Origin of the sequence: Streptomyces sp. NPDC052040 (assembly GCF_044548405.1) — a bacterium.
In the GTDB taxonomy this organism is placed as follows: domain Bacteria; phylum Actinomycetota; class Actinomycetes; order Streptomycetales; family Streptomycetaceae; genus Streptomyces.
In genome coordinates, this window is the sequence record NZ_JBIUBV010000001.1 from 821,752 (window position 1) to 835,841 (window position 14,090).

A 14,090-nucleotide genomic window follows, 5' to 3' on the forward strand; every position below is an offset into this window, starting at 1 on the left:
GGAGTCGGGCCGAAACCACGGTTGTCCCGGTGCCACCCGAAAAGGAGAGAGTAGGAGCCGTCAGCACAAACGGACATCCGCCGGGCAGCCCCGGCCCGACCTCGCCGGAGGTGCAAGTGAGCCCGGACCCTGAGCGGCACACCGTGGCCATCGTCGGAGCGGGCGCAGCCGGCGCGCTGACCGCCGTCCAGCTGTGCGAGACGGCCACCCGCCGCCGCACGCCCCTCGACCTCGTCCTGGTCGATCCCGCGCCCGAGGCGGGACGCGGCGTCGCCTACGCCACCGCCGACCCCCGGCACCGGCTCAACGTGCCCGCGGGCGGCATGAGCTGCTACCCCGACGACCCCGGCCATCTCACCCGCTGGCTCTGCCACCACGGGGAACGCGCCGTCACCGCCGCCGACTTCATCCCCCGCTACCGCTACGGCGCCTATCTCGCCGACACCCTCGGCCAGGCCCTCGTCCGCGCGCACGGGGTGGTCCGGGTCCGGCGGCTGCGGTCGCGTGCGGAGGCCTGCGCGGACACCCCCGACGGGCGGCTGCGCCTCCGGCTCGCGGACGGCGGATCGCTGACGGCCGACAGCGCGGTGCTTGCCACCGGGCCCGCCGCCGGGCGCAGCGCCTGGGCCCCGGCCGGGCTGTCGGCCTCCCCGCGGTTCATCACCACGCCCTGGGCGCCGGGCGCGCTGGCGGGGCCGCTCGCCGACACCGCCGACGTCCTGCTGGTGGGGACCGGGCTCACCGCGGTGGACCTGGCCCTCACCCTGGACCGCCCCGGCCGGGTCGTCCACGCCGTCTCCCGCGGGGGCCTGCTGCCGCAGCCGCACGCCCTGAACCCCCTGCGTACCGTGGCCCCGCCCCGCATCCCGGCCGGGGTACCCCTCGACGCGGTGCGCAGGGCCGTCTTCCGGCACGTCGGCCGGACCGTCCGGCTGCTCGGCGACTGGCGGCCCGCCCTCGACAGCCTGCGCCCGCACACGGCCGGGCTGTGGCAGGGCCTGACCCCCGCGGAACGGGCCGAGTTCCTACGGCGCGACGGGTCGCTGTGGAACACCCACCGGCACCGTATGGCGCCCGCCACGGCGGAGGCGCTGGACCGGCTGCGGGCCGCGCGGCGGCTGCGGGTGCGCCCCGGCCGGATCGCCGCCGCCCGCACCGGCCCGGACGGAGCGGTGGCCGTCACCCTCGCCGACGGCCGTACCCTGCACGCCGGTTGGGTCATCGACTGCACCGGCCCCGGCCACCACCTCGACGACCCCCTGTGGCAGTCGCTCGCCGAGGCCGGTGCCGTCGTGCCCGGCCCTCTCGGCCTGGGGGTCGCCACCCGGGACGGCAGGCTGCTGGATGCCGCGGGCCGGGCGGAACGGGCGCTGTTCACGCTCGGTGCCCCGCGCCGCGGCGAGCTGTGGGAGACCACCGCGATCCCGGAGATCCGGACGCAGGCGGCGGACGTGGCACGGCAGGTGCTGGCCCCGCTCGCGCCGCCGCCCCGCCGGGGCAGGCGCCCCCTCGACACCCACGGCCTCCCCCTGTCCACGCACGCCGAGGCCGCCGCCGCCCACCGCGCCGGGCTGGAGCGGGTGCTCAAGGTGCGTTCCGGCGCCGAGGAGTCGTTCCGGCGGGCCGTCACCCTGGACCCCGGGTTCGCCCTCGGCCACGCCGCCCTGGCCCTGCTCGGCCATGAGTGCGGCGCACAGGTCGACGTGGACCGGGAACTCGCCGAGGCCCAGCGGTGCGCCCGGGAGCGGGCCGACGCACGGGAACGCTCGTTCGTGGCGGTCGTCACGCACCGCGTCCAGGGCACCGACCCCGACGGCTCCGCGCTGCTCGGCCACCTCGACGCACACCCCGGCGACGCGCTGGCGCTGGCCGCCGCCGTGCCCACCATCGCCTTCTCCGGGGTCCGCGACCTCGACGACGACTATGCGCTGCGGCTGGTGGAGCGCACCTCGCCCGCGTACGACGGCCACTGGTTCCACACCTCGCTCCTGGCCTTTCTGCGCCAGGGGCAGGGCCGCTTCCACGAGGCGGGTGAACTCGCCCACCGCGCCCTGGCCGCCGAGCCCGCCTCCGGCCACGCGGTGCACGCCCTGGCCCATGTCCACTACGAGAGCGGCGCCCATGAGGCGGGCCGCGACTGGCTCGACTCCTGGGTCTCGGGGCGGGGGCGCGGCGCGGTGCACCGCGCGCACTTCTCCTGGCACATCGCCCTGCACGAACTGGCCCTGGACGACCCCGCCGCCGTACGGCGCCGCTGGCTGGCGCAGCTGGCCCCCGGGCGGGTGTCCGGGGTGCGGGCGCTGGTGGACTCGGGGTCGCTGTTGTGGCGGGCGCGGCTGAGCGACAGCTGGCCGGGCGAGGCGCCCGCCGCCGACGAGGTGCTCGACGCGGTCGAACGCGAGGTCCTGGAACGGCCCGCCACGGCGTTCACCGCGCTGCACGCGGCCGTCGCGCTCGCCGCTGCGGGCGATGTGGCGGCCCTGCGACGGCTGCGCGACCACGCGTTCGGCGCCGACGCGGTCCAGCGGGAGGTCGTCGTACCGCTGTGCGAGGCGCTGGCCGCGCTCGTCGAGGAGCGCTTCCAGGACGCGGCCCGGGACCTCACCGCGCTGCTGCCGACGGTACGCAAGGTCGGCGGCAGCGCGGCCCAGCGCGAGGTCGTCGAGGAGACCCTGCTGTACGCCCTGGTCTCCGCGGGACGCTGCGAGGCGGCCCGCCGCCTGCTGGACTCCCGCCTGGACCGCAGACCGGCCTCCCGGGACCGGCGGCTGCTGGCCGCGCTGCCGGGGTGAAAGGAGTGAGCCGCGGTGCTGCCGGGGTGAAAGGGAGGAGCTGCCGCGCTGCCGGGCCGGGGTGAAAGGGGTGAGCCGCGGTGCTGCCGGGTGGTGCGGCGCGCGTGGGCCTCACACCGCCGCGGGCCGTCCCGCGGCGGCGCCCCGGCCCGGGCGGTCCGCCAGGGCCCCCGGCCGCCCGGCGCGCCGTTCCGCCTTCCCCTGCCCCTGACCCTGACCACACGGGCGGGCCCCCGGGCCCCGGGGACGTCGTAGGCGCGAACTCCCTGCCCGACGAGCCGCGGACCACCGGAGGCGGGGCGGTCCGGTGCCGGGACGGCCGCCTCGGGCGCGGGTCCCCGCAGCCGTATCCGGGGCCCGCACACCTCGGTGCCGCGCGGGGCCCCGGGCTCGTCCCGGGCCGTGCGGACCCGGAGGGTCAGCCAGGCCTCGCCGCCCCACCCGGGAAGGGCGAACGGAAGCCCCACCGCCGCCGATTCCCCCGGAACGAGCCGGGGCAGCTCGGCCGGGGCCCTGAGCGTGCGGCCGTCGGCGAGCGACAGCTCCCACTCGGCGGTCAGCCAGTCCAGGCCCCGGCGGCGCTGGTGGTTGCGGAGCACGATGCCCTCGTGCCGGAAGCACCTCATCCGCACCGGGTCCGCGTCCTCCCGGCGCGCGGACCTCGCCGGTCCGGGGACACGGACCGCACCGTCGCGGAGGAGCGGCGCCCCGTCCTCGCGGCCGCCGCCCGACGCGCCCTCGTACCCCGGGCCGCGCAGAACGAGCACGGCACCCCCGTCGTCACCGCGGCCGTCCGCTCCCACATCGCTCACAGTCCGGACCATGCCGTGGCCCCGGAACCGCCCGGTGACGCCGCCCTGAAGGCCGGGGGTGGGTCCGATGGCGGCGGGTCGTCGGCGACGGCACGGGCGAGGGCGGGGGCTAGGGTGCACAGCGGTGCCGTGGGACACATCGGCACCGCCTCCACCGGGCGGCCCGGCAGCAGCGTGGTCCCGGGGACCTGGACGTGGGGGCGGCGACGGGAGGGAGAGGCGGAGACGTGAGGCTGACGATTCTGGGCGGCGGCGGATTCCGGGTGCCACTCGTCCACGGCGCGCTCCTCCGGGACCGCGGCGAGGGCCGGGTGACCCGGGTGGTGCTGCACGACGTGGACGCCGGGCGGCTCTCCGCGGTGGCCCGGGTGCTGGCCGAGCAGGCCGCGGGCGTCCCGGACGCGCCCGAGGTGACCGCCACCACCGATCTCGACGAGGCGCTGCGCGGCGCCGACTTCGTCTTCTCCGCGATCCGTGTCGGCGGTCTGGAGGGCCGCGCCCACGACGAGCGGGTGGCGCTCGCCGAGGGGGTCCTCGGCCAGGAGACGGTCGGCGCGGGCGGTATCGCCTACGGGCTGCGGACCGTCCCCGTCGCCGACGACATCGCACGCCGGGTGGCCCGGCTCGCCCCCGACGCCTGGGTCATCAACTTCACCAACCCCGCGGGCCTGGTCACCGAGGCCATGTCCCGTCGGCTGGGCGACCGGGTGATCGGCATCTGCGACTCGCCCGTCGGGCTCGGCCGCCGGATCGCCCGGGTGCTCGGTGCCGCGGACCCCCGCGAGACCTTTGTCGACTACGTCGGCCTCAACCATCTCGGCTGGGTCCGCGGACTGCGCGTCCGGGGCCGTGACGAACTGCCGCGGCTGCTCGCCGACCCGGCCCTGCTCGGCTCGTTCGAGGAGGGCCGGCTGTTCGGTGCCGACTGGCTGCGGTCCCTGGGCGCGATCCCGAACGAGTATCTGCACTACTACTACTTCAACCGGGAGACGGTGGCCGCCTACCGCGAGGCCGAGCGGACCCGCGGCGCCTTCCTCCGCGACCAGCAGGCCCGCTTCTACGAGGAGATGCGGCGCCCGGACGCCGGGGCCCTCGCCGCCTGGGACCGCACCCGGGCCGAACGCGAGGCCACCTACATGGCCGAGAACCGCCGTACGGCGGACGCGGGAGAACGCGAGGCCGAGGACCTCTCCGGCGGCTACGAGCAGGTCGCCCTCGCCCTGATGCGGGCCATCGCCCGCGATGAGCGCGCCACCCTGATCCTGAACGTGCGCAACCGGGGCACCCTGTCCGTGCTGGACACCGACGCGGTCGTCGAGGTCCCCTGCCTGGTGGACGCGAACGGGGCGCACCCCCTCGCGGCCGACCCGCTGCCCGGCCATGCCACCGGTCTGGTCTGCGCGGTCAAGGCGGTGGAGCGAGAGGTGCTGTCCGCGGCCGAGTCCGGTTCCCGCGCGACGGCGGTGAAGGCGTTCGCACTCCATCCGCTCGTCGACTCCGTGCGGGTCGCCCGGCGGCTGGTCGACGGCTACACCGCCGTCCACCCCGGGCTCGGGTATCTCGGCTGACCCCGCCGGACCACGGAGGGGATGCCCGGACGACCGGGCACCCCCTCCGTCCGCTCAGCCGGTGAACCCGGCGTTGATGGACGTGAACTGCCAGTTGTCCTGGCCGATGCCGGAGCAGTTGTCCACCACCCCGCCGCCCGCGCACGGCCGGTCGCGGTTGACGGCCCAGAAGGCGAGCCGCGCGATGTGGTGGGAGTTGGCCCAGTCACGGATCTGGGTGAAGATCGCCGGTGTGGTGTTCTCCTGCTGGTCGGACAGGCCGTTCATCCCGGAGATGCCCATGTGTGCGTAGGCCGTTGCATCGTCCCAGCCGAAGGTGGACTTCAACTTGGCCTTCAGGGCCTCGGCCGCGTTCACCGTGTTGCCGTACATGTCCGAACCGCCGCCGAAGTCGAACGGCATGATGGTGAAGACGTCGATGTCCGCGCCGAGCGACTGGGCCTGCTCGATGAGCCGGTTGCCGTAGTAGGTCGGGCCGGTCGTCGCGGTGCCGAAGGTGACGATGGTCCGCAGACCGGGGTTGTCGGCCTTGACCGTCTTCAGCGCGGTCAGGATCCTCGCCTGCACGGCCTCGTTCTCGAACTCGTCCGAGTTCTCGATGTCCATGTCGATCGCCTTCAGCGAGTAGGCGTCGATGACCTTCTGGAGGGCTCCGGCGAGCGCGCCCGCGGAGGAGCAGTTGGCGCCGAGCTTGCTGCCCGACCAGCCGCCGAAGGACGGCACGATGTCACCGCCCGCGGCCCGGATCTGGTTGATGGCGGTCTGGTCCGCGCCGCCGGTCAGCGGGCGGCTGCCGTCCCAGGCGGGGGTGCAGCCGCCCGAGTCGAGCACGAACGCCATGGTGAACCACTTGATCCCGGTCGCGTTCATCACCGTGGCCGGGTTGGGCGGGTCGCCCCAGCCCTCGTAGAGGTACGGCGCGGCCTGCTTGAAGCCGGTGGTGCCGCCGCCGCTGCCCGGGTCCGTGGTGACCGCCACCGCGTTGGAGGCGGCAGAGGTGTTCCCGGCCGCGTCCCGGGCCTTCACGGTGAAGGTGTAGCCGGTGGCGGGGGAGAGCCCGGACACCGTCGCGGAGGTACCGGAGACGCTCGCCACCCGGCTCGCGCCGCTGTAGACGTCGTAGGCGCTCACTCCCACGTTGTCCGTGGCCGCGTTCCACGCGAGCGACACACTGGTGGAGGTCTTGCCGGTGGAGGTCAGGCCGGTGGGCGCGGTGGGTGCCTGGGTGTCCGTACCGCCCCCGCCGCCGGGGCCGTCCAGGCTGAAGTCGTCGGCGTAGTAGCTCCCTTGGGCGTACCAGCCGTGGACGTAGACCGTGGCGCTGGTCTGCGAGGCGCCGGTGGTGAAGGAGACGGAGAGCCGGCTGTACGCCGACGGGGACGTGGTCCAGGTCGAGGCGCCGCCGTTCACCCCGAGGTAGACATAGCTGCCGCGGACCCAGCCGCTGAGCTGGTATGTCGTGTTCGGCTGGACCGGAACGCTCTGACTGCACTGCGCGGTGTCGCTCGAACTCACCGCTCCCTGAAGGGCTTTGGAGCCGCCGTTGACGGGGCTGGAGACGACCGAACCGAGGTTTCCGGTGCAGGACCAGGGGGACAGGCCCGACTCGAAACCGGGGTCGGGGAGGATGTTGGCCGCCTGGGCGGTCCCGGGAAGGGCGACCGCGCCGCCCAGGGCCAGGGCGGCGGAGCCGACGACGGCCAGGAAGGCACGTCTGAAACGTCCGAGGAGTGTGCGCACGCGATCTCCCTGAAGGCAAAGGGGGGTTCGTCAGGGCAGGAAGTGCAGAAGGGTGCGCAACCAAGTTGGTATGGACCAATCTCGGTGTCAAGGGTCGCGGAAGGGCCGGTCCTTACGGGACGGGCCGTGCGGCCGCTGTACCTGAGGTCTAGAGGGGCAGAGCCGGTGCCGCCCCGCTGCCGACCTCGACCGGGCCGATCGGCGCCGCGGGCGGCACGGGCGCCTGCCCCGGCTCGCCAGCCCGCTGCTGCCCCACCTCGGCCGCCTGCTGCTGCGGCTCCTCCGTCCGCTGGCGCGGAAGCGAGACCGGGCGCACCGGCCGCGGCCCCGACACCACCGCGTAGTCCGCGCCCAGGAACGGCGGCTCCACCGTCCCCGGATCCTCGCCGAGCGCCAACTGCACCGCCGCCCAAGGCGCGTTGACGCCGCACTGCGACAGCTGGTGCAGTCCGCCCGCCGGGCGGGTGTTCACATCCAGGAGCACCGGCTCCCCGTCGTACATCCGGAACTGGATGTTGGACAGATGGTGCAGCCCGAAGCCCTCCGCGAGCCGCCTGGCGGGCTCCAGCCACCGCTCGTGCAGGGTGAAGCCCCGGCGGCGCCCGTTCTTGGTGCGGCCCACCGCCATCCGGATCAGATTGTCCGTGCCGGTCAGGCAGTCGACGGACACCTCCGGCTCCGCCAGTCGCGGCATCACCAGCCAGTCCACCGGCTCCTCGGCCTCCCGCACCGCCCGGGCCACCAGGTCCAACGGCACCTGGGGGCCGGGGAATCCGTTCAACTGCGCCATGGAGAACGGGGCGCGGGTGATGACACGGAAACCCACCCCGCCCGCGCCCGCCGCAGGCTTGAAGCACGCCCGGTGGCCACCCGCCTCCAACTCCTCTACCGCGGCGACAAGCTGGTCCTCGTCGGTCACCCGCCACCACGGCGGCACCGCAACCCCGATCGACCTGGCGGCGTGATAGGCCGTGTCCTTGTCCCGGAACACCGCGACCGCCTCGGCGGGCGGCGCCAGCAGAGCCGTACCGACGGCCGCGAACTCGGCGCGGTGCGCGACGATCGCGTCCTGGTGCAGACGCGGAACGAAGACGTCGATACCGCGCCGCACACACTGGTCGAGGGCGTACTCCACGTACGCGGCCGGGGACAGCCCCTCCGGCTCCGGCTCGGCCGTGTCCGCCGCGGCGAGCACGGGCGAGTCCGGGTCACCGTGCGTGGCATGGATCTCCACGGCCCGGTCACAGGGGTTTCTCCGCAGCTGATCCATGAAGAACACGTTCTCCGCGTACGTGCGGTTGAGCCAGACGCGTACGCGAGAGACCATGCAGGCCGCCTTTCACGGTGCGCGGGCACGGCGAAGCAGACCGTGCCCGGCCAGGGGAGAGGGAGGAACACCGAACCGCCCTGCGCAATGGCGCCCGTGGCGGTGGTGACGCGCCGATCATAAGGCCTCCCGCCCCCTCCCCGTGCTACGCCCGGGTTACGGATTCCCCCTTGTTCTCCGACCGGGACGAGGCCGGGGGCCGGGTGCGAGCTCCTCGGCCGCGTCTCCCGGGGTGAGGGGTGCCGACAGGGGAAATCCAGCCGTTTCCGGAGCGGTCCGGGGTCCGGGGCGGGTCGCTCTTGTCGCCCGGTGGGGCGATGTGGTCTTGTGTTCCCATTCGGGATCTCGAAAGGTGGCGAGGGTGGAGTCGACGGACGGCCGTGGACAGCTGCTCGCCATCAGCGACCTGCACATTGCATACCCGGAGAACCGCGCCCTCGTCGAGCAGTTGCGGCCCACCTCGGACGAGGACTGGCTCCTCGTCGCCGGGGACGTGGCCGAAACCGTCGCCGACATCCGCTGGGCCCTGGAACTGCTGGCAGGCCGCTTCCGCAAGGTGATCTGGGTGCCGGGCAACCACGAACTGTGGAGCCACCAGAAAGACACTGTCACCCTGCGCGGCGTCGCACGCTATGAACATCTGGTGGCCATGTGCCGGGAGTTGGGTGTGATCACACCCGAGGACCCCTATCCCGTCTGGGACGGTCCGGGCGGCCCGGTGGCCGTGGCGCCGCTCTTCCTGCTCTACGACTACTCGTACCTGCCGCAGGGCTGCACGACCAAGGAGCAGGGGCTCGAATACGCCCACGGCACCGGCATCGTGTGCACCGACGAGTATCTGCTGCACCCCGACCCCTACCCGAGCCGCGACGCCTGGTGCCGGGCCCGGGTGGCCGAAACCGAGCGCAGGCTCATGGAGATCCCCGACGATCTCCCGACCGTCCTGGTGAACCACTACCCCCTGCACCGGCACCCCACGGACGTCCTGCGCCACCCCGAGTTCGCCATGTGGTGCGGCACCGCGCTGACCGCCGACTGGCACCACAGGTTCCGCGTCGCCTGCATGGTCTACGGCCATCTGCACATTCCCCGCACCACCCACCACGAGGGCGTCCGCTTCGAAGAGGTGTCGGTGGGCTATCCCCGGGAGTGGCGCCCGCGCGCGACGCCGCCCGGACAACTGCGCCGTATTCTGCCGATGGAGGTCTCAGCAGGTGATCGAGGAGCTGCTCCCGGGGTCGGTCGCGGTCGTGGAGGCACACGGACGTGACGCGCTCGGCGACGGCGTCGTCCTCTATCCCGAGGAAGAGGCGGTCGTGGCGCGGGCCGTGGAGAAGCGGCGGCGCGAGTTCCGGGCGGCGCGCGGCTGCGCCCGCCAGGCCATGGAGAAGCTCGGGGTGGCACCGGCCCCCGTCCTGCCCGGTGAGCGCGGCGCGCCCCGCTGGCCGGACGGGGTGATCGGCAGCATGACGCACTGCGACGGCTACTGCGCCGCCGCCCTGGCGCACCCCGGCGACCTGGTCTCCCTCGGCATCGACGCGGAACCGCACGACCGGCTGCCGGAAGGCGTCCTGGAAGCGGTCGCGCTGCCCGCCGAGCAGACCAGGCTGGCGGACCTCGCCCGCAGCCACCCGTCCGTCCACTGGGACCGGCTGCTGTTCAGCGCCAAGGAGTCCGTCTACAAGGCGTGGTTCCCGCTGACCCGGAAGTGGCTCGACTTCCTGGAGGCCGACATAGAGATCGACCCGGTCTCCGCTCCCGGCGCGCCCGGCCGTTTCCGGGTACGGCTGCTGGTCCCCGGGCCCGTGGTCGACGGCCACCGCATCGAGACCTTCGACGGCCGCTGGACGGTGGACCGTGGCCTGACCTCGACGGCCATCGCGGTCCCCCGCCCCTGACCTCGCGGGCGACCTCCCGGGGGATCTCCCGGGAAACCTCGCCGGGCAGGACACCTACCGCGCGACCACGGAGTCGACGATCATGCGGGTGACCGCCTCGACGCCTCCCGCGGCCAGCGCCCGGCGCTGAAGCTCCGCCCCCGTGCCCCGCTCCAGCAGCCGGGTGACCAGCGAGGTCACCAGCCGGGTGTCCCCGTAGGCGTCCAGCGCGGGTCCGGCCCGCTCCAGGAGACCGCCCACCACATCGGCGGCGGGGCGCCGGACGCCGCCGGGGTCGATCAGATCCCCGCTCAGCCCGTGGCGGGCGGCCTGCCACATCGCCGCCCGTACGAATTCGGCCTCGCCCCCGGGCGCCGGGCCGCCCGCCGCCGCATCGCGCACGGCGGTGTCGGCGAGGGCGCGGATCAGACCCGTGAACATCACGGCGTCGTCCGCGCGCAGTTGGACGTCCAGGCAGCGGATCTCCACCGTGGGGTAGCTCTCGGACAGCCGGGCCTGCCAGTACAGCTGGCCGGGGTCGCTGATCACGCCCGTCGCGAGCAGCCTCCCCACCCGCCGGTCGTAGTCCGCGGCGTCGGCGAACAGCGGCGGCACACCGCTCACCGGCCAGCGGTCGAAGACGATGGTGCGCCAACTGGCGAAACCGGTGTCATGCCCCTCCCACAGCGGGGAGTTCGCCGACATGGCCGTCAGCGTCGGCAGCCAGGCGCGCAGGCGGTTGAGCACCTCGACGCCCGTCTCCCGGTCCGGCACCGCCACATGCACATGCATACCGTTGACCAGTTGCTCGGCCACCAGCTGAGGGGCCTGCCGCTGCATCTCCCGGTAGCGCGCCCGGTCGGTGACGGGCACGGGCAGCTCCTCCGCCGGGGGCGGTGTCCCACCGGCCATGACCCGGCAGCCGCAGGCCCGCGCCGCCTCCGCCACGGCGTGCCGCAGCCGCAGCAGATGCCCCCCGGCCTCCTCCAGGGTGGCGCACACCGGGGTGGCCACCTCGATCTGCGCCTGGAGCAGCTCCGGCTGGATCTCCTCGTCGGAGACGGACGACGCCAGTCCGGCCCGGGCCCGCACCTTCTCCCCCCGCGGGACCAGACGGCCCGTGACGGGATCGATCAGCAGGTACTCCTCTTCGACACCGACCGTTGTCATCGCCGTCCCTTCCCTCCCCCCGGGCCCCGCTGCCGCAGCGGCACCGGGCCGGGCGCGGCCCGCCCGGCCCGTCCACGCCGGGGTGCGCAGAACAAGTTCCGCGCCCGGGCCGCCTCAAACCGGCCCGGGCGCCGGGCGCCGGTACCCGGCCAACCGCTCGGCCCCCGGGGCCGTCCGCCCGCCGCCGCCCGGCGTACCCGTCGGCTCACGGGCACCCCCACCGCCTCAGGGCACTCCGGTCATGGACACCACCGCCCGCACAACCGCAGAAACTCCTCCTCGGTGCCCCGCACCCCCGCCTGAGCCAGCGCGTGGTCCGCCTCGGCGAGGGCGGCGGTCGGGATCACGGGCGGTCGTCCCGGATCCAGCGGCTCGTCGAACGCCGCTCGTACGGTCTGAAGGAGGCGCAGATAGGCCTGCACGGCGGCGCGTTGGCGGTCGGTCACTACGGCGGACGGCATCGGTCGGCTCCCCGGTTCGGCCGCGCGGCCCGTGGGCGCGCGGTGGTCCATGCGGATGCGCGTCCCGTGCGCGGCCCCTCGCCGCGCGCATCGGTGACGCACCCCCAGCTTGCCGTTCACCACTGACAATCCCGGGGCCGAAGCCGCGGGTTCGCCCGCTCAGCGGAACCGCAGCCGTGCCGAAACCCCTTGCGGAAAAGGGTTCCACACCGGGAAACGACGGTACCGGGGCCCGGCGGTGGGGGAGTTGGCCGCGGTGGGGGAGTTGGCCGAGGTATGGCGCAATTGCCCGGCTCGCAGAGTGCTGCCCCTGTGCCTCTGTGCCGGACGCCGGTTGAGGACCACCGAGATATGACTACTGTGGCGATCTGGATGTTCCACGAGCCATACGGACCGGCCGCCGTCCCGGTGCGGGCGACCGCCGGACGGCTTCGGGCACCGACGTCGAAGAACGGGGAGTGACGACGTGAAGACCAGGCGCGAGAAGAGGATGAAGGAACTCAGCGTCGAACTGCTCGCCTGCCTGGGCAGCGCCGCGCCGGGTGACGACGACGAGATCTTCGCGGCGCTCGGCGGCATCCTCACCGGTCTGCGCGGCCGCCCGGTGGTGCTGAAGCGGACCGCCTTCCCGCCCGGCACGGCAAGCGGACTCTGGCTGGACCTGGAGGACATGGACATCGTCGCCGTCCGCGACGACACCACCAACAGCGAACACGAACACGTCATCCTGGGCCATGAGATCTGGCACATGTTCGAGGGGCACTGCGGGGCCCACATCCCCGCGGGCCGGGTCGCCGCGCGGGCGCACAGCTTCCACGCCGGGGGCGTCGAGGACGTCGTACGACGCCTCCTCGCCTGCCGGGACAGCCGGTTGGGCGCGCTGGGCGCGGACCGGCTCGGCGTTGCCGCCCGCACCCGCTTCGACGACCGGCACGAGGCGGAGGCCGAGATGTTCGGACTGCGGCTGGGCACCGATCTGCGCACCTTCCGCCGCACCCACTGGCGCGCCGACCTGGGCCAGGTGGCCGGGCGCATCGAGGACTCGCTCGGCAGAGGTCTCTGGGTCTGAGACGTGGACGGCCGGTTCTACTATCTGACGGCCCTGCTCCTGTGGAGCGGCCTCGCCATCAGAATCCCCAGACTGCTGCACAGCAGACGCGATCCCGCGCTGGTGTCGCTGTGCGCGGTCGTCCTCGCGGCGGGCATCTCCTTCACCCTGTCCGCCCCCGCCAGCGTCGCCGCCGTCAACCGTCTGACGGGGGTCCCGAACATCGCCGCACCGCTGGTGTACACGGTGGTGACCGCCTTCAGCGCCGCCTGCCTCGTCGTGATCGTCTACTGGCGCGGCGGCGATCCGGGGCAGGTGCGCCGGGTCGCCCGCCGGTGGATGGTCGCCTACGCCCTGGTCATCGTTGCCCTCTGGGCGCTGTTCGCGGCGGGCGACGCGCCGGTGGAGCGCCTGACCGACCTGGACACCTACTACGCCACCACCCCGGGCCTCGCCGAGATGATCACCCTGTATCTGGTGGCCCACCTGGTGGCGGCCTTCACCACGACGACCCTGTGCTGGCGCTGGGCCCGCAAGGTGACCGGCTGGACCCGCCGGGGCCTGGTGGTCCTCGTCCTGGGCTGGCTGCTCAACGGCGTCTTCGGGGTGGTGAAGCTGGCCGCCGTGGCGGGCCGCTGGACCGGACGGCACTGGGACCCCCTGAGCACCGACGTCGCCCCCGGTGTGGCAGCCGTCGCGGCCGCCCTGGTCACCATCGGCTACGCCCTGCCGCTGGTCGGCCCCCGGGCGGAGAGCATCGCCGCCTACGCCCGGCTCCGGCCGCTGTTCCGACTCCTGGTGGACCCCGCCGACACACGCTACTGGGTGCCGCTGTCCTGGTGGTCGCTCGGCGACATCGACCTCCGTCTCACCCAGCGGGAGACCGGGATCCGCGACAGCATCACCCGCCTGGAGCCCCGCTTCGACGAACGGATCCGCGAACAGGCCTACCACCGGGCGATCTCGGCGGGAGCGAGCGCACCGGAGGCCGAGGCCATCGGTGCCGCCGCCATGGTGGCCGCCGCCACCCGGCCCGGCGCCCCGGACGGCCTCCCGCCCGGCGGGCACGGCTGCACCGCACTCGACGGCAGCCTGAGCGACCTGGTCCGGGTCTCCCGGGCCGTCCACACCCCCATCGTCACCGAGGCGCTGCGCACGGACGGCAGCCCGGAGAGCCGACGGACATGAACTTACCCGCCCGGGCGGGGGCCCCTGGGGTCTTTCGTTGGGATCAGGCCGGATCAGGGAGCGGTGCCAGGGCCCGCGAGCTCGGCGTGATCCACACGAGAGGCCCT

Annotated in this window: 11 protein-coding genes and 1 pseudogene; 7 read left to right on the forward strand and 5 right to left on the reverse strand. The window is 74.1% G+C overall.

The annotated features are described in order from the left end of the window. The first annotated feature begins 116 nt into the window (after nucleotides 1-116). Nucleotides 117-2,792 carry an FAD/NAD(P)-binding protein gene (locus ACIHAA_RS03475; protein WP_399812448.1) on the forward strand — a complete coding sequence of 892 codons (2,676 nt, stop codon included), beginning with the start codon at nucleotides 117-119 and terminating at the stop codon, nucleotides 2,790-2,792. 371 nt (nucleotides 2,793-3,163) lie between these two features. Here ACIHAA_RS03475 and ACIHAA_RS03480 read toward each other — a convergent pair. Continuing rightward, a pseudogene (locus tag ACIHAA_RS03480) lies at nucleotides 3,164-3,418 on the reverse strand (DUF4981 domain-containing protein); the annotation flags it as partial. Here ACIHAA_RS03480 and ACIHAA_RS03485 point away from each other — a divergent pair. Further along, entirely contained in the window at nucleotides 3,401-3,835 is a 435-nt protein-coding gene (locus tag ACIHAA_RS03485) for a hypothetical protein (protein WP_399812451.1), read from the forward strand. The pseudogene ACIHAA_RS03480 and the gene ACIHAA_RS03485 sit on opposite strands and share 18 nt — an antisense overlap. After that, entirely contained in the window at nucleotides 3,832-5,172 is a 1,341-nt protein-coding gene (locus ACIHAA_RS03490) for a 6-phospho-beta-glucosidase (protein WP_399812454.1), read from the forward strand. The genes ACIHAA_RS03485 and ACIHAA_RS03490 overlap by 4 nt, the downstream gene beginning before the upstream one ends. 54 nt (nucleotides 5,173-5,226) lie before the next feature. Here ACIHAA_RS03490 and ACIHAA_RS03495 read toward each other — a convergent pair whose 3' ends face one another. Together ACIHAA_RS03495 and ACIHAA_RS03500 are read right to left on the reverse strand one after the other, a co-directional pair. Next, entirely contained in the window at nucleotides 5,227-6,912 is a 1,686-nt protein-coding gene (locus ACIHAA_RS03495) for a carbohydrate binding domain-containing protein (RefSeq protein WP_399812457.1), read from the reverse strand. Nucleotides 6,913-7,060: 148 nt separating this feature from the next. After that, entirely contained in the window at nucleotides 7,061-8,239 is a 1,179-nt protein-coding gene (locus ACIHAA_RS03500) for an ATP-grasp domain-containing protein (RefSeq protein WP_399812460.1), read from the reverse strand. 361 nt (nucleotides 8,240-8,600) lie between these two features. On the opposite strand from ACIHAA_RS03500, the gene ACIHAA_RS03505 reads away from it, so the two are divergent. After that, a complete protein-coding gene (locus tag ACIHAA_RS03505) occupies nucleotides 8,601-9,509 on the forward strand; it encodes a metallophosphoesterase family protein (RefSeq protein WP_399812463.1) in 909 nt (302 codons plus the stop codon). Beyond that, on the forward strand, nucleotides 9,454-10,137 hold the full coding sequence (locus ACIHAA_RS03510) for a 4'-phosphopantetheinyl transferase (protein ID WP_399812466.1): 684 nt from the start codon (nucleotides 9,454-9,456) through the stop codon (nucleotides 10,135-10,137). The genes ACIHAA_RS03505 and ACIHAA_RS03510 overlap by 56 nt, the downstream gene beginning before the upstream one ends. Nucleotides 10,138-10,191: 54 nt before the next feature. On the opposite strand, the gene ACIHAA_RS03515 is transcribed toward ACIHAA_RS03510, so the two are convergent. Both ACIHAA_RS03515 and ACIHAA_RS03520 read right to left on the reverse strand, forming a co-directional pair. After that, on the reverse strand, nucleotides 10,192-11,286 hold the full coding sequence (locus ACIHAA_RS03515; protein ID WP_399812469.1) for a glutamate--cysteine ligase: 1,095 nt from the start codon (nucleotides 11,284-11,286) through the stop codon (nucleotides 10,192-10,194). 239 nt (nucleotides 11,287-11,525) lie between these two features. Beyond that, complete coding sequence (locus tag ACIHAA_RS03520) at nucleotides 11,526-11,747, reverse strand: hypothetical protein (protein ID WP_399812471.1); 222 nt, start codon at nucleotides 11,745-11,747, stop codon at nucleotides 11,526-11,528. 466 nt (nucleotides 11,748-12,213) lie between these two features. On the opposite strand from ACIHAA_RS03520, the gene ACIHAA_RS03525 reads away from it, so the two are divergent. Both ACIHAA_RS03525 and ACIHAA_RS03530 read left to right on the forward strand, forming a co-directional pair. Continuing rightward, nucleotides 12,214-12,816, forward strand: a complete 603-nt coding sequence (locus ACIHAA_RS03525; RefSeq protein WP_399812473.1) for a toxin-antitoxin system, toxin component — start codon at nucleotides 12,214-12,216, stop codon at nucleotides 12,814-12,816. A 3-nt stretch (nucleotides 12,817-12,819) separates the two neighbouring features. Then, on the forward strand, nucleotides 12,820-13,983 hold the full coding sequence (locus ACIHAA_RS03530; RefSeq protein ID WP_399812475.1) for an MAB_1171c family putative transporter: 1,164 nt from the start codon (nucleotides 12,820-12,822) through the stop codon (nucleotides 13,981-13,983). Nucleotides 13,984-14,090 lie beyond the last annotated feature (107 nt).